Annotated in this window: 20 protein-coding genes; 15 read left to right on the forward strand and 5 right to left on the reverse strand. The window is 35.1% G+C overall.

Annotation, left to right across the window (positions count from 1 at the left end; all coding sequences use genetic code 11):
- Window positions 1-49 precede the first annotated feature (49 nt).
- A complete protein-coding gene (locus tag FC72_RS04330) occupies window positions 50-2716 on the forward strand; it encodes an HAD-IC family P-type ATPase (RefSeq protein ID WP_057765140.1) in 2667 nt (888 codons plus the stop codon).
- A gap of 178 nt (window positions 2717-2894) precedes the next feature.
- Here the strand turns inward: FC72_RS04330 and FC72_RS04335 are convergent, their stop codons facing one another.
- A complete protein-coding gene (locus FC72_RS04335) occupies window positions 2895-3464 on the reverse strand; it encodes an LOG family protein (protein WP_057765142.1) in 570 nt (189 codons plus the stop codon).
- A gap of 87 nt (window positions 3465-3551) precedes the next feature.
- On the reverse strand, window positions 3552-4580 hold the full coding sequence (locus FC72_RS04340; RefSeq protein ID WP_057765144.1) for a lipoate--protein ligase: 1029 nt from the start codon (window positions 4578-4580) through the stop codon (window positions 3552-3554).
- A gap of 131 nt (window positions 4581-4711) precedes the next feature.
- On the opposite strand from FC72_RS04340, the gene FC72_RS04345 reads away from it, so the two are divergent.
- The 4 genes from FC72_RS04345 (at window position 4712) to FC72_RS04360 (ending at window position 8973) form a co-directional block, all read left to right on the forward strand.
- Complete coding sequence (locus tag FC72_RS04345) at window positions 4712-6139, forward strand: C69 family dipeptidase (protein WP_057765146.1); 1428 nt, start codon at window positions 4712-4714, stop codon at window positions 6137-6139.
- Window positions 6140-6672: 533 nt separating this feature from the next.
- Window positions 6673-7344: an L-serine ammonia-lyase, iron-sulfur-dependent subunit beta gene (sdaAB, locus tag FC72_RS04350; RefSeq protein WP_057765147.1), complete on the forward strand. Its 672-nt coding sequence runs from the start codon at window positions 6673-6675 to the stop codon at window positions 7342-7344.
- An 11-nt stretch (window positions 7345-7355) separates the two neighbouring features.
- Window positions 7356-8222: an L-serine ammonia-lyase, iron-sulfur-dependent, subunit alpha gene (gene sdaAA / locus FC72_RS04355; protein ID WP_057765149.1), complete on the forward strand. Its 867-nt coding sequence runs from the start codon at window positions 7356-7358 to the stop codon at window positions 8220-8222.
- A 211-nt stretch (window positions 8223-8433) separates the two neighbouring features.
- Complete coding sequence (locus FC72_RS04360) at window positions 8434-8973, forward strand: ClbS/DfsB family four-helix bundle protein (RefSeq protein ID WP_083480746.1); 540 nt, start codon at window positions 8434-8436, stop codon at window positions 8971-8973.
- 361 nt (window positions 8974-9334) lie between these two features.
- Here the strand turns inward: FC72_RS04360 and FC72_RS04365 are convergent, their stop codons facing one another.
- Window positions 9335-10444 (reverse strand): SLC13 family permease, encoded by a 1110-nt coding sequence (locus tag FC72_RS04365; protein WP_057765151.1) that lies wholly within the window; start codon window positions 10442-10444, stop codon window positions 9335-9337.
- 190 nt (window positions 10445-10634) lie between these two features.
- On the opposite strand from FC72_RS04365, the gene FC72_RS10735 reads away from it, so the two are divergent.
- From FC72_RS10735 to FC72_RS04385, 5 genes are all read left to right on the forward strand, one after another.
- Window positions 10635-10787: a hypothetical protein gene (locus FC72_RS10735; protein ID WP_157051105.1), complete on the forward strand. Its 153-nt coding sequence runs from the start codon at window positions 10635-10637 to the stop codon at window positions 10785-10787.
- Window positions 10788-10854: 67 nt separating this feature from the next.
- A complete protein-coding gene (locus FC72_RS04370) occupies window positions 10855-11055 on the forward strand; it encodes a hypothetical protein (RefSeq protein ID WP_057765152.1) in 201 nt (66 codons plus the stop codon).
- A 537-nt stretch (window positions 11056-11592) separates the two neighbouring features.
- Window positions 11593-12078 (forward strand): PH domain-containing protein, encoded by a 486-nt coding sequence (locus tag FC72_RS04375; RefSeq protein ID WP_057765154.1) that lies wholly within the window; start codon window positions 11593-11595, stop codon window positions 12076-12078.
- Entirely contained in the window at window positions 12068-12556 is a 489-nt protein-coding gene (locus FC72_RS04380; protein WP_057765156.1) for a PH domain-containing protein, read from the forward strand. The genes FC72_RS04375 and FC72_RS04380 overlap by 11 nt, the downstream gene beginning before the upstream one ends.
- Before the next feature lie 24 nt (window positions 12557-12580).
- Window positions 12581-13498, forward strand: a complete 918-nt coding sequence (locus FC72_RS04385) for a PH domain-containing protein (protein ID WP_057765158.1) — start codon at window positions 12581-12583, stop codon at window positions 13496-13498.
- Between the two features lie 138 nt (window positions 13499-13636).
- Here FC72_RS04385 and FC72_RS04390 read toward each other — a convergent pair whose 3' ends face one another.
- Both FC72_RS04390 and FC72_RS04395 read right to left on the reverse strand, forming a co-directional pair.
- Complete coding sequence (locus FC72_RS04390; RefSeq protein WP_057765160.1) at window positions 13637-14920, reverse strand: O-acetylhomoserine aminocarboxypropyltransferase/cysteine synthase family protein; 1284 nt, start codon at window positions 14918-14920, stop codon at window positions 13637-13639.
- A gap of 502 nt (window positions 14921-15422) precedes the next feature.
- A complete protein-coding gene (locus tag FC72_RS04395) occupies window positions 15423-16367 on the reverse strand; it encodes a Dyp-type peroxidase (RefSeq protein ID WP_057765162.1) in 945 nt (314 codons plus the stop codon).
- A gap of 163 nt (window positions 16368-16530) precedes the next feature.
- Here FC72_RS04395 and FC72_RS04400 point away from each other — a divergent pair, with 163 nt between their 5' ends.
- From FC72_RS04400 to FC72_RS04420, 5 genes are all read left to right on the forward strand, one after another.
- Window positions 16531-17517, forward strand: a complete 987-nt coding sequence (locus FC72_RS04400; RefSeq protein ID WP_057765164.1) for a choloylglycine hydrolase family protein — start codon at window positions 16531-16533, stop codon at window positions 17515-17517.
- Window positions 17518-18094: 577 nt separating this feature from the next.
- Window positions 18095-18820, forward strand: a complete 726-nt coding sequence (locus FC72_RS04405) for a GntR family transcriptional regulator (protein ID WP_057765166.1) — start codon at window positions 18095-18097, stop codon at window positions 18818-18820.
- A 106-nt stretch (window positions 18821-18926) separates the two neighbouring features.
- Window positions 18927-21284, forward strand: coding sequence for a phosphoketolase family protein (locus FC72_RS04410; protein ID WP_057765168.1), 2358 nt, complete (start codon window positions 18927-18929; stop codon window positions 21282-21284).
- 751 nt (window positions 21285-22035) lie between these two features.
- On the forward strand, window positions 22036-22224 hold the full coding sequence (locus FC72_RS04415; protein ID WP_057765170.1) for a hypothetical protein: 189 nt from the start codon (window positions 22036-22038) through the stop codon (window positions 22222-22224).
- 140 nt (window positions 22225-22364) lie between these two features.
- Window positions 22365-24419: an SLAP domain-containing protein gene (locus tag FC72_RS04420; protein ID WP_057765172.1), complete on the forward strand. Its 2055-nt coding sequence runs from the start codon at window positions 22365-22367 to the stop codon at window positions 24417-24419.
- Window positions 24420-24518 lie beyond the last annotated feature (99 nt).

The raw sequence follows: 24518 nt of genomic DNA on the forward strand, positions 1-24518 counted from the left end.
TATACACGGATATATCCACCGAACCCACTTTATGAAAGCGAGGTCTTAGATGGACATAAAATACTATCAATTATATTTAGAAGAATTAAAAAAGAAAAACAGAATTCAAGATTTTGAACAGGGTCTTTCCGATGAAGAAGCTAAAAAGCGACTAGAGGAATTTGGACTAAATAAACTTGAATCAAAGAAAACTCCAAAATGGAAAATGTTTCTTAGTCAATTTAATAATATGGTGATCTACGTGCTGATTTTTGCAGCTCTGATTACTTTAATATTGGGTCATTATTCGGACTCGATCATAATTGGATTGGTTGTAATCATAAATTCATTGATCGGGTATTTTCAAGAAGCCAGTGCTTCTAATGCTTTAGAACGAATCAAAGAAATGCTTTCGATCAATGCAACTGTATATCGAGATGGTCAAAGAAAGGAAATATCTGCAGAAGATTTAGTTCCTGGAGATACGGTCTTTTTAGAAGCGGGTGATAATGTACCTGCTGATTTGAGAATTATTAATTCTGATAATTTGAGAATTCAAGAATCATCTTTAACTGGTGAAACTAATTCAGTTGAAAAGTCATCTGATGTTATTAAAGAAGATTCTGCTTTAGCTGATCAAACTAATATGGCTTTTGCAACAACGGCTGTTACTAAGGGAAGTGGTATTGGTTCAGTTGTTGCTACCGCTGAAAATACAGAAATTGGTAAAATATCCACCGAGGTCAGCTCTGTAAAGAAACGTAAGACTCCATTAATGCAAGTGATCGATAAATTGGGAAGCAGTGTTTCATACTTTATTGTTGCTGCGGCAGTGATAACTTTCTTTATTGGTTTACTATTTAACGTTTATTCTATTTCAGTTTTATCTATGGCAGTGGTTTCAATGGTAGTTGGTACAATTCCTGAAGGATTACCCGCTACGACATCGGTTATTTTGGCCAAAGGTGTGAACGATATGGCTAAAAATCAAAATACTATTATTAAAACCTTGCCAGCTGTTGAAACTTTAGGTTCAGTTGACGTTATAGCTACAGACAAAACGGGAACATTAACTAAAAATGAGATGACGGTAACTGACATTGTAGTTTTAGATGATGAATTTCAAGTAACGGGAATAGGTTATGAACCTGTTGGGGAAATTGTTAAAAATGATCAACCAGTTGAAATGAATGAAAAACTACAATTATTCTTAGAATCAGGTTATCAGGCAAATGATACCCACTTAAGTAATGATGATGGAGAATGGAAAATCGTCGGTGAACCCACTGACGGTGCGTTTTTATCTCTCTATCACAAAGTTTTCCCGTATGGTAAAGAATCAGACTTTGAAAGTATCGATATCTTACCGTTTGACTCTGATTATAGATATATTGCTAGATTAGTGAAAAAAGATGATCAGAATTATCTTTTTGTTAAAGGATCACCTGATAAGTTATTCCAAATGGCTAAAAATAACGATGATTCATTTGATCAAGATAGTTGGTCACAAAAGGTTAAAAAATTTTCTGAAGATGGTAAACGTGTGATTGGTGTCGGTTATAAAAAAGTTTCAAATGAGACGACTACTATTACCCATGACCTCATAAATAACGGACTGAACTTCTTAGGCCTTGCGGCTATTATAGATCCTCCTAGAGAGGAAGTAATTGAAGCACTTGAAGAAATTCGTTCCGCTGGTGTTGAAGTTAAGATGATAACTGGTGATAGTCCGATCACAGCTAGTGCAATAGGTGAAAAACTTGGGTTAGCTCAAAACATTAATGCTATAACAGGTCCAAAATGGGATAGGTTATCAGATTCAGAACGTATAAAAGCGGCAGATGAAAATCAAGTATTTGCTAGAACAACTCCGGGAAATAAGATCGAAATAATCGAAGCACTACAAAAGAATAATAAAGTTACTGCTATGACAGGGGATGGTGTAAACGACGCTCCAGCCTTGAAACAAGCTGACATAGGAGTGGCCATGGGAATTAAAGGAACAGATGTTGCCAAAGATTCCGCTGATATGATTTTGACAGATGACAATTTTGCTACCATTTCTAAGGCTATGAGAGAAGGTAGAAGAATATTTGATAATATCAAAAAGAGTATTTTGTACTTGCTCCCGATCTCTTTTTCAGAAGGATTGATCATAATGTATTCAATTCTTACAAAGAGTGAGATTCCTCTACATCCGACGCAATTGCTGTGGATCAATATGGTATCAGCGATTACTATCCAGTTTGCATTGACTTTTGAACCAGCAGAAGACGGCATTATGAGTCGTCCGCCTAGAAAGACCGGCTCTAAATTAATGAGCAGGCATGACTTGTTCCAAGTTACATATATTTCTATTTTGATGGCAGTTATCAGTTTGATCATTGATGCCTTCCTACGTGGAAATGGAGTCAGCGCAGTAATTTCAAGTACTACAATGGTAAATGTTTTGATAATGGGTAAGATTTTCTACTTATTTAATATTCGCTCTCAAAAGCCAGCATTTTCTAGAAACTTCTTTTCTAACCCTAAAGCATTTTACTTCGTAGGATTAATGTTGTTACTGCAAGTTGTACTTACTTATGTTCCATTCATGCAAGAAATATTTTATACAGGTTCTCTAGGTATAACAGAATGGGTACTTGCAATAGTAGGTGGGGCAATTATCTTACTTGTAGCTGAGTTTGATAAGTATATTTGTAGGTTGAAGTTGAGAGGACAATTTCAAAGAGTGTAATGAAAGAGTGCAATGAAAGAGTGCAATGAAACACGTTCAGCTTTCGAGCATTAAGGCAAACAACCCCAACAATCCGATAGGATTGTTGGGGTTGTTTGGTTTAAGCGGAAAAATCTGTGTTTCATTGCACGTTTAAGCTTCGTATAGAGGCTGTTTTACGCTTCATATTAAGTCAAAACTAGTTATTTGTATAAGTACGAATCTTAGGAGGAACATAATTTTCCATAAATTCACGTATATCATCTAATGAATCAGAGAAAAGTAGTTTTTCACGATCTTCTGAACTTAAGAACTCCTTACTAGTCATTTGATCGAACATAGTTTTGAGTGGATCATAGTAGCCTTTAACATTAAAAAATGCGCTAGGGTTTTCGTTGTCACCAAGTCTTGCCCAAGAAAATGCTTCGATTATTTCTTCTAAAGTACCTGGACCTCCAGGTAAAGCAATACATCCATCTGATAGATCTAACATAGTTTTTTTACGTACAGACATGTCAGGGACTATTTGTAAATCACAATCTTCAAAAGCAGTACCACGATCAAACAATTCTTGAGTTATAATTCCGTGGACATTGCCACCTTTATTACGAACTTCGCCGGCAAGCATGCCCATAAGGCCAACTTTCCCGCCTCCGTAAACTAATTCTAAATCGTTATCAACTAACCAATCGGCTAACTGCAAAGTTGCTTCTTGATAGATTTTTTCATTTCCACTTGCTGCACCACAATACACTGCAATTCGTTTCAAATCATGATCTCCTTTATGAAAACTATTGTGAAGGTATTTTAGCACAAGCAATTAAAGAATTGGAAATGTATCTGCAATCATAATTAATTATTTGGAAAGTAATAAATCTACTAAAGGTTCGGCATCTATTTTACCTAGATTACCAGCAATATCTACTTTGTTTAGACTGGCAAGTAAGCTGTCTTTATCAAATTTAGTATTTAGTAGAGCATCTTCAAGAACTGAAGGTTTTCCACCAGTAATGAAATCACCATATATCTTAATAGCAGAAATTTCATTATTATCATTTAATGAGAAGTTAAATGCGACTGTACCAATATCAAAATGCTTTGATACATAATTTGTGAAGCCAGGATTCTTACCATAGTTCCATTCATCAGTATCGTATTTGTCGGCTAAACGTGAGTCAATGATATTCCAATCATGATCAGTAAGGGTATAAGTCTCAATATCATCTAAGGAGTCTACTTTGAAAATACGTTTCAACAATTCAAGTTTGAAGTGATCAGCGTCCATACTCTTAAATGGTTCGTCCAAGTATTCCTTAATATTTGTAATACGTTTGTTTACTGATTTAACACCTTTAGATTCAAGTTTATCTTGTTCGGGTGTTAGAACTTTTGAAGCAGTTTCCATATCAAGGTCAAACATCAATGTACCACCAGCAGCGTAGGAATCACCGACTTTAAACATAGTCATTCCAGAGAACTTTTTACCATCAATGACGATATCATTTCTGCCACGCATTTCAGCACCAGTTGCGCCCATTTCGTGTAAGGCATCGACGATAGGTTGAGCGAAATATTTATAATCTCCAAAATGATCATCGTTACCAATAATAATATTTTCAAAAATCATATTTCCATAGTCGTGGTAAACCGCACCACCACCAGAAGTACGTCTAACTAGTTGGATATTTTTCTCTTTTAAATAGGGAAAGTTGACTTCAGCGTAAGCATTTTGGTTAACACCTACAATAACTGAAGGATTATTGATATACATAATTAAACCGTGACCCTTTAGTTTAAGATCATTTACCAAATAGTTATCTAATGATTGATTAACAATTGCGTTGTAAACAGGCTTCTTATTCTTTGATGTATCTATAAAGAACATCTAATCACACTCCCTCGAAAAATTATGACACACAGTAATTGTAAGCCTTAACATATTAAAAGAAAACGTGTTTTATTTTAACAAATATTCTGTTACTCTTAACTTGAAAACTGAATTGGAGGAGAGAAGATATGACTGATCGTTTGGAAGCATCTGCATGTACGTCAATTTTAGTTGGCAAAAAGGCTAGTATGGACGGATCTACCTTAATATCGAGAAATGAAGATAGACACGCCGCAATTGAAGGTAAAAGACTGATCGTTCAACCTGCTGTATCAGGTCGTAAGGAGACTTATGTTTCACCATATAATAAGTTAACTGTTCCATTACCAGAAAACGGTTACAAATATATTTCTACGCCTAACTTGGATCAAAGCGCAGGACCTAATGAGGAAAATGGTTTTAACGAAAAGAATGTTGGTGAAAGTGCTACAGAAAGTATTTTTGCTAATGAACACGTTTTGGCACTAGATCCGTTTGTAAAAAACGGTTTAGCAGAAGATTCAATGACAACATTAGTATTGCCATTCATCGACTCAGCACGTGATGGAGTACGTTATTTAGGTGAATTAGTTAAGAAATATGGTTCAGCTGAAGGTAATGGTGTTCAATTCAACGATAAAGATGAAGTTTGGTATATGGAAATCGTAACCGGACATCAATGGGTAGCTGTTCGTATCCCTGATGATTGTTACGCAGTTACAGGAAATCAAACATCAATTCAAAATATTGATTTTAATGACCCTGATAACTATATGTGGGCCGATGGAATTCAAGAATTTGTTGAGAAAAATAATTTGAATCCAGACTTTGAAGGATTCAACTTCCGTCGTATTTTTGGTACTGATACAGAATTTGACCGTCACTATAACACACCAAGAGTTTGGTATGCACAAAAGTACTTTAACCCATCAATCGAACAAGACCCTGAATCATCAGATCTACAATTTATTCGTAAACCAGAATTTAAAATCACACCAGAAGATATTCAATTTGTTTTAGGATCACACTATAATGAAACAAAATATGATCCACTAGGAACAGGCTGTGAAAAAGACAAACATATCTATCGTTCAATTTCATTAGCACGTACAGCTCAATCACATGTTTTACAATTACGTGATTCAGACAAAAACGGAGCAGCCGCAATTGAATGGGTATCATTAGGAGTTCCATCATTTTGCCCATACGTACCATTCTTCGCAAATACTAATGAAATAGATTCTTCATACACTGACATTCCAGAAAAGCTAGATCTAAAGAGTGCCTTCTGGATGTATGAATCATTAGCAATGTTAGTAGAATCACATTATAAAGAATTTATCCAAGATGACATCGATTATAGAAAAGAATTGTCAGAGTGGGCACACAGAAAGATCGATGAAGTAGATAAGAAAGCAGTCACAATGTCAGGTGACGAATTAACAGATTATCTAACAAAGCAAAATGCTGAAATCGTAAAGCATTATAATGATAAGACAAAAGAATTAATGGCAAGCTTAGTAACAAAGGGAACAGAGTTGTCCAAGTTGCAATTTGTTAGTGGACAGTGGCACTAAAAAAAAGAGCGTTTCAATTGGCCGCTTAAACCTCGAGCATTACTTAGGTAAATAGTTGTGGCAACGAAGTTGACGCAATTATTTATCGTAGTAAGCGGAGAGGTTTGCCAATTGATTCGCGTTTCGGAAAAAAGAGAGTAAAACAAGGCGTTTAGCTCCTGAGCATTACCTAGGTAAATAGTTGTGGCAACGGAGTTGACGCAGCTATTTATCGTAGTAAGCGCAGGGAGCTGCCTTGTTTTACTCGTTTCAAATCAGTATCAAAACATTACCAAACCAGCATCAAAATAAGCACCACAAATAAAAGGGGAAACATGTCTATAACTAGATATGTTCCTTTTATTTTTGTCAAAAATTTCAAAAAATATCATCGTAAAATAACTGTGACAACATTCACAAAATGAGTTGTTTTAACATCTTTGACGCGTTAATATTACTAAGGCACAAAGAATTTGAAAACGAAATAATACACATTTAAATTATTTAAGTTGGGGAAAATGATTTGCCAAAAATATGAAATAAAGGAGTAAATTATGAAAGATTTACGTTTTAATAGTGTTTTTGACATTATAGGTCCCGTTATGGTGGGACCAAGCAGTTCACATACGGCTGGGGCAGCCAGAATTGGTAAAGTCGTACGTAGTATTTTTGGTGAAGAGCCAGAAAAAATAACGATTGATCTGTATGAATCATTTGCTAAAACATATCGTGGTCATGGTACAGATGTTGCTATCGTTGGAGGATTATTAGGCATGAAACCAGATAATGATAGATTATCTGATTCTTTGAAAATTGCTTATGACAAAGGAATAAAAGTTGCTTTTGTTCCAAAGAGTGATAAAGTCGACCATCCTAATACAACTAAGATAACGATGACCAAGGGGGACCATAGTCTTACTGTAACTGGAGTATCGATTGGTGGAGGAAATATTCAAATTTCTGAAATTAATGGTTTTAAGATTTCGTTGAGTATGGGGACACCCACTTATATAACGATCCAACAAGATGTTGCGGGGATGATTGCCCAGGTAACAGATATATTTTATGATCGAGATATCAATATCGGTACTATGACCGTTACTAGAGAATCTAAAGGTGAAAAGTCTATCATGATCATTGAAGTTGATGATAGAAAAGATCATGAAGAAATACTTAAGCAATTAAAAGAAATAAAAAATATAGAAAACACAACATTCTTTGAATAGGGGGATATATTATGTTTTATACAGTTAAGGATTTAATTGAACAAAGTCATGATTATCCTTCAATTGCTGATTTGATGATCACCGTAGAATCAGAAAATACAGGACGTGACAAGGATAAGATTCGTTCACTCATGGAATGTAATCTTGAAGCAATGGAGAAATCGGTTAAAGAAGGTATAAAAGGAGTTAAGTCCGTTACTGGATTGACCGGTGGGGATGCAAAGCGAATGGATCAATATATTGATGATGGCGATTTTTTAAGTGGTAAACCGATTCTTGAAGCTGTTAGAAATGCTATTGCTGTAAATGAGGTCAACGCTAAAATGGGACTCATTTGTGCAACTCCTACAGCCGGTAGTGCAGGGGTCTTAGCCGGTGTATTAATGGCCGTTCGAGATCGCTTGAAAATGACTAAAGATGAACAAGTTGATTTCTTATTTGTAGCAGGTGCTTTCGGCCTCGCCATTGCTAATAATTCATCTATTGCGGGCGCTGAAGGTGGTTGCCAGGCAGAAGTAGGGTCAGCTAGTGCAATGGCTGCTGCAGCCTTAGTTTGTGCCAAAGGAGGTACAGCAGAGCAGGCTGGATACGCAATAGCCATAACTTTACAAAATATGATGGGATTGATTTGTGATCCTGTTGCCGGTCTGGTTGAAGTACCTTGTGTTAAGAGAAATGCACTTGGTTCGTCTCAAGCGATGATATCTGCTGATATGGCGTTAGCTGGTATCAAGAGTGTTATTCCTGTCGATGAAGTAGTCGATGCCATGCGTAGAGTTGGACAGCAAATGCCTAGTATATTCAAGGAAACTGCTGAAGGTGGAGTAGCAACTACACCAACCGCTTTAAAATTAAAAAAAGAGATTTTTGGAGAATAATAAAAGGAATATATCGAAAATAAAATCGGTATATTCCTTTTTTAATACTTTGATAAATTTGTCATTATAGCCCGTCATTATGGCATATATAGGAAGAAAAATAGTTTACAAAAAACAATAGTGAAATTTTTCATAAGTTATTTTACAACAATTGTGACATTCCGAGGCCTATAATGAATATTGGAGGAGTCCCGAGTAGGACTCAAAATCAATGAAAGGTAGCGACGGTATGCGGGGATATAAGAATTCAGAAGAATTAATTGACCAAATAAAAGAAAGTTATCATAAATTCATTGATGAATATCAGGGTATTACTGATGGTGTGGCTGATGAAAGAATTGACCAAGTAGAGAAGACACCAAGAGAAATGCTCTCTTATCAAGTCGGTTGGATTAATATGATTCTTTCTTGGGAAAAGATGGAAGAAAGCGGCGAAGAAATAACTACTCCGACGCCAGGATATAAGTGGGACCAAATGCGTGAGTTATACCACGACTTTAACGTTAAGTATGGTGCCAATGGCTTAGACAATGAGGAAGAAGAACTAAAAAAAGTTGTTAAAGAGTTAATTGCTTGGATAGATCACATGTCTTCTGATGAACTATTTAAGCCGGGAGAGAGAAAGTGGGCAACTACAAAAGCCATGTGGCCAGTTGCCAAATGGATCAGAATCAATGCAATTTCACCATTTACTAATTACAGTCGTCAAGTTAGAAAGTGGAAGAATTATAATTTAAGACAAAGAGCGTAACAAAGTATGCTCAGCTTTCGAGCATTAAAGTAAAATTACCCAACAACCTTCAGGTTGCTGGGTAATTTTATTTTAAGCGGAAAAAGCTATACTTTGTTACGCGTTTAAGCGGCATGATAAAGGAAAAAAAGAGGAGTAATCCAAAAAGAAATATCTGTTTTAATCTATTTTAAGCGGAAAAAGCTATACTTTGTTATGCGTTTAAGCAGCATGATTTTGTTTTCAAATTTTTATAGACTAAACGTGCAAAAAAAAGGCTGCAACCTCCACATAGCCACGAACCTCAAATGATTGATGGAACCAATCATTCGTGGTTCGTGGCTATGATTCGGTGGCAAACCGCCTTTTTTTGCACTCTTTATTATTGGAATAAATCGATCATAAAGTAACCAATAACTCCAATTATTATTAACATTGTAAAGTTGATTATTGAAAAGGCAATTAAATATTTGCCGGGGTTCTTTTTAAAGAAGAACTTATACTGTTTAAAAGCTAGTAAGTTAGCCAAAGAAGCAACTACCGTTCCTAAACCACCAATATTAGTACCTAAGAATATAGCATGAACATATGTAGAAAACTTAGAAACTAAGATCGTAGTGGGCACGTTACTAATAAATTGACTAGTAACAATAGAGGTTAGATAGGCACTTGTTCTTGTTTGGATAAAACCTGATAAGTGGCTAACTATTTGTGGATCACGATTGATATTACCAACGGCTATGAAGAAACACATAAAAATCAAGACGATGGAATAATCTACTGATTTTAAAATATTTGGATTTACAAAGATCACTAGCAGTATAGCCGCAATCAATGATCCCCACATAGGAATAACAGAGAATATTCCTAAGAAAATGATGATCGTAACAAATGCTGTAAGAGCTAAACTAGGAATATTTAATTCAACGGCTGTTAATTCCGTTAACTCGACCTTATTCTTTGGAAAAAAGCGAGTTATTGCAAAAATTGCCAGAAAGTTAACGATAGTTATCGGAGCAGACATAACGAAGAATTGCATGATTCCTAAGTTGTAATGAGTTAATAGGAATAAGTTATGTGTATTACCAAAGGGAGTAAAGATACTTCCTAGGTTAGCTGCCATAGCTATGATTATGACTGGGTAAATCGGGTTTACTTTTATATGCTTGGATAATTCATAAAATAATGGAACTAAAGTTAAAATAGTAACATCATTAGTTAAAAACATAGCTCCAAAGAATGCCAAAGATGCTAAAGTGAACATCAGTTGCTGGGTTGTTTTTGCCTTATGAGTTAAGTAAGCAGCATAATATTTCAAAAAGTCTAAATAATCATATATTTGAATTATTATCATCATTGAAAGTAAAGACGCGATCGTCTTCCAATTTATATCCATAAGTCGCGGTGGACTAATGAAGATTGAGGTGAGGATTGCTGCAATACCAGCAATCCACAGCACCTTGTCTGAAAATACTCGTTTTAAAACTACCATTTACGTTTCCCCTAATAAAAGAAGTGCCTCTAACTAGTATAAAGATTATTTGTTCAATGAAAAAGACAAATGTGTAAATTTTTATTAATTTAGCGCTCAAATATTAAATTTTTAGAAAATCTTTCCCATTAAAAACCTTATTCATTGTAACTTAGTTATACTATATAGCAATAACAAGGAGGTAGGTAAAATGTATCTATTATTAATATTCTTAACATTTATAGTTGGAATTGCCATAGCCACAATCTCATTTAAAGCTAAGAAAGAATCATTATATTACCTTCTACTATCAACTGGGACTATGATGTTTTTCTTAGGAATTTATATGGCCGTTCCAAAATAAAAATTTAGTGCGTTTTTAGTATTGTATTTGTATAATTTCCTTACTTTAAATTGTGGGGGGATCGCCTATGATGAAAATACGCATAGCGCTTCTAGTTTTAGTATCAATGTTGTTGACGATTACCGAAATGACAATCAATCCAATGTTTTATGTAGGTAGAATATTTTTAGTGCTCTCAGTATTGATAGCAGTACTGGCAGGATTAAATTTCGTAAAGTCTAATTGGAGATTCGTTAATGAAGACGACGATTTACCAGATCCAGAATAATATAAATTTATAGTATTAGTTCAAATAGTCTAGCAAATTCAGTTGCTGGATTATTTTTTTTGCTTGAAAAGTCCGTCTTCAGGAGCAAGAAAACCATGTTGCTATGGGGACCTATTCGAGCCAGGGTCTCGAATTTCGGTTTTGAACTTTGAGAAAACCACTCAAATTTCAGAACTCGTCTCGTGGTGTAAGTGCTAAAGCACTAACGCCACCTGCATAGCAACCTAGTTTTCTTGCTCCTTCCGACTGAATATCAGTATTTAGTGTTTAGTATAGATATCTTAGTCGGAGGTTGAAAGTGAGAAGAGTCAACAGTGATTGTGGTGTTAGTACGAGTGGTTTTCTCGTGCTTACAGCACAGGACGTATTTTGAAATTCGCGTACTTTGCGAAGTTCAAAATCGAGTTCGGAGACCTTGGCTCCGGACGATCCCACTGTAGACTCATTCTCATTTTTAACCGGAGACGGCCAAAGACTAACTTGCTGAAGATATTGTATTTGATATACTTTAACCACGATTGAACAAGGGGAGAATATATGGATAAAGTAGAAAAAATACCTAAAGAGATTAAGACTATTTGGCGAATAAATGCGATCTTTGATTTCTTAATTTTTTTGATTGTTATTTTGGGAATGGCTTTAATTAAGATGATTTTTCCAGGGATAAATAAAGATTTTATAATAATCAGTCAAGTTGTCGTATCGATATTGGCGGTCATTGTAATAGTTTCCGAACTAGTCTTAATTCCTTATCGTTGGAATTTTTGGACTTATTATATTGATGAACGACAAGTTGAATTACATAAAGGGTATTTTTTTAGGAAGCAAATTGTGATTCCAATCGCTAGGGTGCAAAATGTTACCTTAAAACAAGGTCCTATTTTGAGGATCAAGGATCTACAAAAGGTTATAGTTGTTACGGCTGCTGGAAAAAGTGAGATTGAGGGTATCGAATCTACCCAAGCTGAACAGTTGAAGGAAGTAATTATGAAACTGGCGCAGGAGGCTAAAAATGATATCTAAACCACGTCGATTACATCCAGCAGCAATTCTTTTTTACCTATATAAAGAGATCAAGTCGCTAGCTTTGCCTATTGTCATTGCTTTAGTTGCCATCTTTCGTGGATCCTTATTAAAGATGGTTCTGGGAATAGGTGTTACTTTAATTTTGATTGTAGGATATTGTTTGCTTAAATATTTTACTTTTAGTTATCAGCTGTTGGACCATGAAATTTTGGTAAAAAGTGGAGTATTTGTTAAAAAGGTTAACCACGTTCCGTATGATAGAATCCAAAACATAACTTCTAATCAGTGGTTTTTTCTAAAACCATTCGGTCTTGAAGAACTAGAAATAGAAACAGCAGGACATTCGGAAGGTCCAGAGGTAAGTTTATCGGCGGTTTCTGTGGAACTAAAGAACGAACTAAATAATTATCGTCAACAAGTTGATACGGAAATAAAATCTAAAAATGTTTCACGGGAAACTTTTTCTGGGGAATAATATTCTATAACATGGAAAGAATTATTGAAGTTTGCCCTAACATCTCCTGCATTTTTATCAGGTTTATTAGTGATTCTGGCAGCATATGGCAAAATTCAAAATGTCGTCAATAAACAGGTATATAAGTTTGCGGAAGCTGAAATGCAACATTTAGGTATTTTAATTATAATTGCTGGATTTATTTTCGTATTGTTACTGTTTTATATTATTTCTGTTTTGTCATTGATTGCTAAGTATTATCATTTCAACTTGGTTAAAAATAATAATAAATTTCAAATGGAATATGGATTTTTTAAGACTAAGAAGACAACAATATCTATGAATCGTGTTCAAGCTGTTGTTGTAAAACAAACTCTTTTACGAAGATTATTAAATATAGCTTCTGTTAAGTTGGTTATAATTTCTAATTCTAAAAAAGAAGATACCGAAAAAGATATTATAGTTATGCCAGTAATTGAAAAGGCTAATTTAGAATCATTTTTGGGTAAGTTTTTTCCCAGTATTCCAATTAGTAATCTTGAAGTTAAAAAGGCATCGTCGAAAACTTTTTATTATGATTTACGTAATGCAATTATTATTAGTGTTTTAGTAGATGTTGTTTTAGGAATAATGGCTTACAGAATAACATGGTTGTTGGCAGTCATTATTTTATTATCTGGACTTATTTTTGTAGGACCGGCATATTTAAAGGCTAGAAGGTCTGGGCTAGCAATAATGGATAAACATTTCTTATACTTGCAAAATAACCAATTCTTCTCTAAAAATACTTATTTTATTCCTAGAGAGAGTATTCAATTAATAGAAAGACGTCAAAGTGTATGGCTAGCAAAAAAGTCATTTGCGCATCTACGACTTAATTGTCGATCTGGTAATGGGGAACGAATTATTGCGGTTAAGTATTTACCTGAAGAATTAATTGATGAGGTTGTTGATTGGTATTGAGATTTTTTATGTGTGGCGTAAACGTGCAATGATACACAGCTTTTTCCGCTTAAGACAAAAGACCCTATCAATCCGATTTTGGATTGATAGGGTCTTTTGCATTAATGCTCGAAAGCTGAACGTGTATCATTGCACTCTCTAATCACTAACTTTATCCAATCCCTGCTTAAGATCGGCAATTAAATCGTCAGCATTTTCAATACCGATCGAAATTCTGATTAAATCGGGCGTGATACCTGTAGCTAATAGTTCTTTTTCATTTAATTGTGCATGGGTCGTTGAAGCGGGATGAATGATCAATGACTTAGCGTCACCAACATTTGCTAGCAATGAGAAGATATTTAGGTTTGAAATTAATTCTTTACCTGCTTTTTCACCACCAGTTAAACCAATTGTAAAGATTGATCCGACACCTTTAGGGAAATCTCTTTTGGCCAGTTTGTAATAAGGGCTGTCTTCTTGTTCTGGATATTTTATCCAAGCGACTTTAGGCGAATCTTGAAGGAATTTAATGATTTTACGAGTATTAGTAACGTGTCTCTCAATTCTTAGTGACAATGTTTCTAGACCCTCGATCAAAAGAAATGAGTTGAATGGACTGATAGCACCACCGACATCACGCAATACTTCTGAACGAACTTTTGTTGTAAAAGCACCGCCATTTAAATCAGCGAAAACCAAACCATTGTATTGGGGATTTGGTGTTGTAAATTCTGGATATCGATCTGATTTACGGTAATCGAATTTGCCATTTTCTACGATAACGCCGCCCATGCTAGTACCGTGACCTCCAATAAATTTAGTGGCTGATTCTACGACGATATCGGCACCCAAATCAAGTGGTTTATATAGATAAGGTGAGGCAAATGTATTATCAACGATCAATAACAAACCATTTTTGTGAGCAATTTCAGCGATAGCAGGAACATCGGATAGGTTGATGTCAGGATTACCAATACTCTCTAGGTAAAGTGCTTTTGTATGTTCGTTAATTTCTTTTTCAAAATTTTTGGGATCATCTGAATTAACGAAATGTGTTTTAATACCTAATTTGGGCAATGTGACGTTGAATAAATTGTAAGTTCCACCATAAAGGGTACTTGCGGAAACAATTTCATCGCCAGCCTTGGCAATGTTTTCAATAGTTGCTGAAATAGCCGCCGCACCAGTTGCTAGTGCTACACCAGATGTCCCATCTTCTAGTTGAGCAACTCTTTTCTCAAGTACATCAGTTGTAGGGTTAGTCAAACGGGTATAAATATTACCGGGGTCTTTTAAGGCAAAACGGTCAGCTGCTTGTTTAGGGTCTTTAAAAACGTATGAAGTTGTTTGATAAATAGGAACAGCACGAGCTCCGGTTTCGTCTACAGTTTGTCCAGCATGTACTTGTAATGTTTCAAATTTATATTCTTGTTCACTCATAATTATGATTCCTCCAAAATTTTAATAAATTCATGTTTAATTGATTAGTTGTGTTGGATGATTCTTCTGTCAAAGCCGCCTAGTCGCAACTGCGGCATTCGAAAATCCCTCTTAAATGAAAATCGTCTAAAATCGTTTGACATTAAAATCACCTCCATAAATTAAAAAAATGTATAAAAAAAGTCCCCATGCTGACTAATGTCAACATGGGGACGATGTGGTCGTGGTACCACCCCAAATTCGTAGATAAAATCTACCTCAACAACTCACTAAGTAAGTTCGGGATGATATCGCATCCTTGCGTACCGTTGGCTTTCACCTAGGTAAGACTCCAAGCTCATCTTCAATCAAGTGTTCGTTCCGCCTTTTCACTATCCAGCGGTCACTATTCAAAACTAATAATTGATCTACTCTTCTCTTCAACGTCTAAATTAAATTTTCTTTAATGAAATTAGTGATTAGTATAGTCGTTGAAATTTAAAAGTCAAGCTTGTTTTTATAATTAATATTCACCCTCGGCAATCTTATCCAAGGTATCTTTTGAAGGAATGAAGAATAAATTACCTGTTATTGGGGTACTAAAGTCAAGTAAACGGTCGCTTTTAGTAAACATATTTGTAAGCATACGGTTAGTGACAGCAAAGTCTTTTGAGTAACCAATAAAGTATGTACCAGTTAAGTTCTTTGCGGGGTCGGAGAATGGAACATTCATTCTAACGATTTTATGTTCAACACCGCCGTCTTCATCTTTAGCGGCAATGTTGTGGGCATTAGGTAGTTTTTCGTCATCATCAAGTTCTCTATCTGAGAATTTATGACGGCCAATAGCTTTTTCTTGATCCTCTGTTTTTAGATCATTCCAAGCATCCATATTATGAGAGTATTTTTGAGCAAATGCATATGATCCATTAACAAATTCTGGATCTTGCTTTTCGTCGATCAAAGTATAATCCATTGATTCAACTCCGGCGGGATTTTCAGTTCCGTCGATGAATCCAACAATAGAGCGACCTTCAAAATAACGGAAACCATGTGTTTCATCTTCGACAGTTGTTATTGGGCGTAAGATACCCATAAATTGATCAATGATTTCGTAACAAACTGACATCTTAGAAGCACGTACGTGAATAAACAAATCACCAGGTGTAGAAACTGCAGTATATTTTGGACCTTTGATTTCTTTGAAATTTTCGAGTTCTTTAGGCTTTGGTGAATTAGGGAATAAGTAATCCCAAGCATTTGAACCAAATCCCCAAGCTACATGAACTTGGGCTTCAGGGTCACGAATACGCATGCTATTTATGATTGAGTTGGACATATCAGAAAATTCAGCAATAGCATCTTTTTCTTCACTTTGGTTCTCATGTTTTAACATTAATGTTGTGAAAATAACACTTTCACCTGCATCCTTATAAACGTCTTGAGCTTTTTTAATATCAATAGTCATCTGCTTACCTCCGAGGCTTATTTAAACAAATCATAACATAAGGAATCGGTACAAAATTATTTAAAAAATGTAAATTTAAATTGTTGATTTTGTATCTAATTTAGGATAATAATTAAACGTTGAATAAATTAATTAATAATTGAACCAAAAGGGAGTAGTAGCAATGTGCACAAGTATAAGTTATGAGGCTTTAGATGGAGCTAAGTTTTTATCAAGAACAATGGACTTTGCATTTGAATTGAACGGCAGACCAACTTTCTTGCCTAGAGATTATGAATGGATATCTTCTTTTGATAAAAAAACATATAAAGCTGATTATGCCATTTTAGGTACTGGGGCAAAGTATGGTAACAACTATATGGTAGCCGACGGTACTAATGAGTACGGATTGGCAGCAGCTGAATTGTATTTTGCTCATAAAGCTGAATATGATCATGAACCAACAGATGGAGCTATCAATTTGGTATCAGAAGAATTTATTTTGTGGGCTTTAGGCAATAATAAATCACTTGCCGAATTGAAAGATAATATTAAAAACGTGCATATTATTGAATCCGATAAGGGTGTTATGGGTAAGAATCAACCACTACATTGGATATTTAGTGATTTAACAGGAGCAACATATGTCATTGAACCTGAAGGTGATGGCTTGATCCTTCAAGAAGATAAAACAGGTGTTATGACTAATACTCCAGATTATCAATGGCATGAAACAAATTTGGCCAATTATTTAGGTGCACAGCCAAATAATTTTGGAAGTAAAAAATTTGGTGATTTAGAAGTTCAACCATTAGGTCAAAACGGAACATTTCGTTTACCGGGTGGTTATACAGCTGTTGATCGTTTTGTTAGAACTGCCTTTAATCGTGAAGTAATTGAAAAAGCAGCCGACGCTACTGAAGCTGTTAACACTATCATGCATATTTTAGATAGTGTAGATGTTCCAAAGGGTGCAAATACTAAGCCAGATGGCCCAAGTTATACTCAATATCAGTCTATATTTGATATGACAAATAGAATCATGTATTACATACCTTATGGAAATAGAACTGTCTTTAAAGTAAGAATGACTGATGAAATGATTGGTGCACAAAAGACTCCTAAAGAATTTCCTGTTGCATTGACACAAGAGTTTAATGAGTTGAATTAGATCGGGGGAATTGCCGCCTCCAGAATCAAGAAAATCATGTCGCTATGGGGACCGATTTGAGCCAAAGTACGGTCTCAAATCTCGATTTTGAACCTTGCAAAATACGCAAGTTTCAAAATTCGTCCCGTGGTGTAAGCACTAAAGTGCTAACGCCACTTTTATAGCGACATGATTTTCTTGATTTTTCCGGCTAGTTTATCTGTTTATTTTTGAATGAAGAATTATAGTAAATATAAAATAATTGTCGATTCCCAACTATATATATGTATTAGTTGGGGCTTTTTTATTTTGATGAAAATTAGCTGGAGGTTATGAGTAATGGAACCAGTTGTGCCAGTGGAGTTGAATGGTGGTTTTCCATTCTTACTCCACAGACATATTGAAGATTTGCGTAGCAAAGCTTCAATATGAGACTCAAGACCGAGGCTTGAGTCGGTCTCACAACAGGTGGAATTACTCATAACCGTAAGCGGCAAGTAAACAACCATTTGGTATGTAATCCATCTTTAAAATGAGATATAATAAAAGTGACTGATAACTACCTTATATAAAATTGGTACGTTCCAAAGGAGGAAACATGGCAGATTTAGTTTATCAACGAGTTATTGATTCATTAAAAGAAAAAATAGATTCTAATACTTATCCAGATATGCGTTTACCAGACGAACGATCACTTGCAGAACAATATGACGTAAGTAGAAGTTCAATTAAGCGTGCGCTAAGCAATATGTCAGATCAAGGCATAATATTCAAAAAACGTGGTTCGGGTACTTTTATTAATCCGTTATATTTGAAGCAGGATTCTTATTTCAACTACAGTGGTAGCAACCTTGGAATTACTGATAGTTTTAAGGCTAACGGCCAAAAACCTGGGATCAAGGTTTTAAGTTTTGATGTTATTAGACCGGATCAAGATATGCAGGATAATTTATTCTTAAAACCTAGTGAGTTCGTTTATTCATTTAAGAGATTAAGATTATTGGATGATAAACCATTTATGATCGAAACTGGATATATTCCAATTAAGTTGGCACCGGAGTTGAATGAGCAAGTTGCCTCAGAATCAATTTTTAATTATGTGGAAACTGAGCTTGGAAAAGAAGTTAACAAAACTTATTTAGCTATTTCAGCTTCGCCTTCTGATGAAGAGGGACAAAAATTATTGAATTTAAATGAGAATGAACCTCTAGGTATCATGGAAGGTATCTTCTTCTTAAACGACGGGACTCCATTTGAATTTTCAACAATGAAGCTACATTACAAATACTTTAAGTATGATTCATTTGTTGATTTAGACAGATAATTAAAAGGTAGTTATTTTTATTGGGACGTACCAATTAGTTAAATGGTTGACTTAAAATTAAATACTGGTTATTATGTATATGTAAAAACCTAAGGAGTGTGCCGTAATGACAGATTATTCATCAAAAGAATATTTAAACTTAGTAGACAAATATTGGCGTGCAGCAAACTACGTTTCTGTTGGTCAATTATATTTAAAAGATAACCCACTATTAAAACGTGCTCTTAAACCCGAAGATGTTAAAGTTCATCCAATCGGACATTGGGGAACTATCGCAGGTCAAAACTTTATATATGCCCATCTAAACCGTATTATCAATGAATACGGTGTAAATATGTTCTATATCGAAGGACCAGGTCATGGTGGTCAAGTTATGGTTTCAAACTCATATCTTGATGGAAGTTATACTGAAATTTATCCTGAGATAACTCAAGATGAAAAAGGTATGCAAAAGTTGTTTAAGCAATTCTCATTCCCAGGTGGAGTTGCTTCTCATGCTGCACCTGAAACACCAGGTTCAATGCACGAAGGTGGAGAATTAGGTTACTCATTATCACACGGTGTTGGTGCTATCTTAGATAACCCTGACCAAATTGCCGCAGTTGTTATCGGTGATGGTGAATCAGAAACTGGTCCTTTAGCTGGATCATGGTTCTCAAATGTTTTCATTAACCCTGTGAATGATGGTGCTGTATTGCCTATCGTTAACTTAAATGGTTTCAAGATTTCTAACCCAACAATTCTTTCACGTAAAAATGATGAAGAATTAAGAGAATATTACAGTGGTATGGGTTGGGAACCTCTATTTGTTGAAGGTGATGACCCTTCAGAAATGCATCCGGCAATGGCTAAGACTTTGGATGTTGCTATTGAAAGAATTAAAGATATTCAAAAAGAAGCTAGAAAACATCCAGCTTCAGAAGCAACTATGCCAAGATGGCCAATGATTATTCTTCGTGCACCTAAGGGCTGGACTGGTCCTAAAGAATGGGACGGAGAACCAATTGAAGGCTCATTTAGAGCTCACCAAATTCCAATTCCTGTAGATCAAAACGATATGCAACACGCTGATGCTTTAGTAGATTGGCTAAAATCATATAAACCTGAGGAATTATTTAACGACGATGGTAGCTTGAAGCCTGAAATTGCTGCAATCGCACCTAAGGGTGATAAGAGAATGGCTATGAACCCTATCGTTAACGGTGGTGTTGATCCTAAACCTCTTAAATTGCCAGATTATAAGAACTACGCTTTGAACTTTGACAAGCCAGGCGAAAAGACAGCTCAAGATATGATCGAATTAGGTAGATATCTAAAGGATGTTATTTTAAATAACCAAGATAACTTTAGATTATTTGGACCTGATGAAACTATGTCAAACCGCCTAAATCACATCTTCGAAGCTTCTCCACGTCAATGGATGGAAGAAGTTAAAGAACCAAACGATCAATATGAAGCACCAGTTGGTCGTATTATTGATTCACAACTATCAGAACATCAAGCTGAAGGATTCCTTGAAGGATATGCATTAACAGGACGTCATGGTATCTTTGCCAGTTATGAAGCCTTCTTAAGAGTTGTTGACTCAATGTTGACACAACACTTCAAGTGGCTAAGAAAAGCTAACGAATTGTCATGGAGAAAGAAATATCCATCACTAAACGTTATTGCTACATCAACAGCTTTCCAACAAGATCACAACGGTTATACTCACCAAGACCCAGGTATTATTACTCATTTAGCTGAGAAGAAGCCTGAATACATTCGTGAATATTTCCCAGCTGACACAAACTCATTGCTTGCCGTTATGCCTAAGATCCTTGATGATGAAGAGAAGATCAACTTGTTAGTTACTTCAAAACATCCACGTCCACAATTCTATTCAATTGAAGAAGGACAAGAATTAGCCGATAAGGGTCTTAAAGTAATCGACTGGGCATCAAATGACAATGGTGAACCTGATATTGTTATTGCCGCTGCCGGTACAGAACCTAACCTAGAAGCACTTGCTGCTATCAGCATCTTACGTAAGGACGTTCCAGATCTTAAGATCAGATTTGTTAACGTTGTTGACCTATTGAAACTAAGATCACCAGAAGTTGATCCTCGTGGCCTATCTGATGAAGAATTCAATAGCATCTTTACAGCTGATAAACCAGTATTGTTCGCTTTCCATGGCTTTGAAGATATTATTAAAGACATCTTCTTTGATCGTGATAACCACAATCTATTTGTACATGGTTACCGTGAAAACGGTGATATTACTACACCATTTGATATGCGTGTTGTTAATGAAATGGATCGTTTCCACTTAGCAGAAGAAGCAGCCACAGCCGTTTACGGTGAAAAGGCCGACGACTTTGCTGACAAGATGGAAGCAGAAGTTGATAAACATAATAAATATATCCGTGAGTACGGTACAGACCTTCCAGAAGTAGAAAACTGGAAATGGGATGTAAAATAGAGTGTAATCAAATATGCTCAGCTTTCGAGCATTAAGGTAAATAGCCCTCAGTAATCCAAAGGATTGCTGAGGGCTATTTATATTAAGCGCAAAAAGTTATGTTTGATTACACGTTTAAGCGAAGCTTAAAAAATATAGTTAATTTTGAAAGTGGTTGTGATACAAATTACACTTAACATTTTTGCTTCCAAACTTTTATAGCCTAAACGTGCAAAAAAAGACTGCAACCTCCACATAGCTACGAACCACAAATGATTGATAGTGCCAATCATTCGTGGTCCTAGGCTATGTTCCGGTGGCAAACCGTCTTTTGTTACACTCTTGCTATTTATATTAAGCACAAAAAGTTATGTTTGATTACACGTTTAAGCGAAACTTAAAAAAGAAAAGTGTATTTTGAATTAAAAGTAATCCAAAGGATTGCTGAGGGCTATTTATAATGAACAAAAAAAGACATGCTTAAAGACACATTCAACTGATTTTCTCTAAATGAACCAAAAATTAATTATTTAAACCTAATCTAATAATAGGTTTAGAAAATATCCCAAAATCAGCATGAAAACGTATGAAAATGGAGATTGTGAAAATTAGAACGTTTAATTTTGTACATCGCAGATAGACCTTTGTAGCGCCGTGGTGTAACCGATTACTGTAACTTGAAAAATAGTGAATGTAAGGACTTGAAAAAGGCAATTTCACATGTTACTCTCGAGATGTAGAAAGATTGAAAAACACAAGGTGGGTGGATATTATGACAAATCAAGTTGTAAACAAATTAGGATTAACTGCATTAGCTGCTGTGGGAGTAGTAATATTGATGTTACTATTTATGTTGCAAATTCGATATGCCGTATTAACCGCCGCATTTGTAGCAATCATTTTAGCAGTTTATGCTCAAAATATATTCGGTAAACATCACACATTTATTCTTCATGATTAAGGTTATAAAAATTGAATAAATATATTCAATTTTTTAGAAGTAAGAAAATAGACCCAGTAGTCCAATTTTGGATTGCAGGGTCTATTTTTGGTATTTAAGAACTATAATAAAATTATCTTGTATAAAGAAGGTAAATTATCATGAAAAACTTTCAGGGGAATGGGAAAAGATGGATTCTATTTTCGACTTTAACATTAGCTGGCGGATTGATTTTAACAACTAATTCAACAACTACTATTAAAGCCGATAATATTCCAGTTAATGCGGGTACTGCTGAAACGGAGACAGGTAACGAGGATACAACTCCAACTACTAATGCCACTACACCGGCCAATGATCCTACTAATGATAATCAAGTAAATTATACAATTAATTATGTAGATTCCACCTCCAGTAATGTTTTGCAAAGTACTACGGGAACAGCAGATGGAGGTTCTTCAATCACTATACCAACGGCTACGATAGCAGGTTATCAGCAAAACACCAGTAGTCAGTATCAGTTAGCATCAGTCACAACAGATGCCGATAAGAAGCAGGATATATCTGTACCAATGACTAAACTTACTGGCGCAACATTGCGTGTTAAGGAGAATGAGAGTGACGGTAATTCTTTAAATAGAATTCCAGTTGGATCTTTAGAAGTTAACGATAGTAATTACAAAAACGACGTACAAACTGAATTGAGTACAATGCAAAAGGGACGCAAGGTTGATTTTGCCAATTCAACTTACGGGTACAGTTCCTTAAATACGCTGGACTATCTTAAAGGGATGGAAAATTCTTCTCCAGCAGATATTGTTATAAAGGTGTTGGAAAATGAAGGATCAAGTGACGTTTTAAATGAAAGCTTATCTGGAAAAGAGTTAGATTTTGGCTTTCAATATTTACCAATTGATGAAAACTACGAAGTTCATTATGTTGCCGTGGGGGGACCACAAGATGGCAAGGTAATTTATATTGATAAGGGTCAAAATGATAATGGGGTATTACCAAGTACACCTCATCATAGAGGAATACCAGCTTCTGATGCTGTTCCAGGTTACAAGGTGTCAAGTTTTGACGAAAATGATATATCTTTTGATGAAGAAGCTGGTGTCTTGACTTTTAAGGTGCCAATTGAACCTGGTATCTTAATTACTATCAATGAGTATGATAAAAATAAAAAATTAGTAAAAACCGTAAATTGGGATATAATATCTAACGATAAAATTGCGATTCAACCAGATAGTACTAGTAATCCAATATTTCCTTCTGGAAAAATAAGAAATACTGATATTTCTGGTGTATTGAGTGATTCATTTTATAAAGATTTAATAATGGACAAAAATCTAATTATTGCTGATTCTAACTTCGACGATATACATGGAGATAGTCCAGAAGTTAGCGATTCTGCGGCACAAGTAATGGGACTATATAATCAGTTATATGGTTTAGATACTAAAAACTCAAATATGGGTTATATAACTAAGTTCATCATGAATGCCCTGTTTCCAAACGGATCAGTTGGTGAAAATTGGTCAGGAAATGTAATTACAATTAATGCATATTTGGATTTCGTGGATCAGAGTACTTCGACAAGTATTCCTGTAACACCATCTGATGTAATAAATAAAGTAAACAATATTGCAACTACGACTAAGAAAGTCAATTTATATGATAATAAGGGCAATTTAATTACTAATAGAGCATTAGATATTAATACTGCTTGGCAAAGTGACCAAGAATTTACTTATAATGGTCAAAAGTATTATCGAGTTTCACCTGATGAATATGTCAAAGCAGGGGATGTTTATTTATATAAAGATACCGATACGAGTTTGGTTAGAATTTTTAGTGATGGTAGTGGTAGTATAGTGGACTATTTGGGATCTGAAGTCTCTAGAAAACTTGACCCTGCAACTGATTGGAAAACAGATCGAATTGCATTGATAAATGGTAATGAGTATTATCGAGTTTCAACTAATGAATTTATAAAATTAGATACGGTTCAACCTTATGAAAATGATTTTGAAAATTTGGTTACGTCTAACTTAACTAATACTTATGATGAACATGGAAAAGAACTCACTCTGAAACTGCCTAATAATACAGGATATAAAACTGATCGAATCGTCACTATCAATGGCATTAAGTATTATCGTGTCTCAACTGATACTTTTGTAAAGGTTGATGATATACAAAAAATGACAAAATAAAAACACCGCAATAAAATTGCGATGTTCTGGCTGAGAATATTTCTCGGTCTTTTTTTAACCCAACTATCAGGGGGGAAGATTGGGCTTTGTTGTATTTTT

It is taken from the genome of Companilactobacillus tucceti DSM 20183, from assembly GCF_001434665.1.
Taxonomy (GTDB): domain Bacteria; phylum Bacillota; class Bacilli; order Lactobacillales; family Lactobacillaceae; genus Companilactobacillus; species Companilactobacillus tucceti.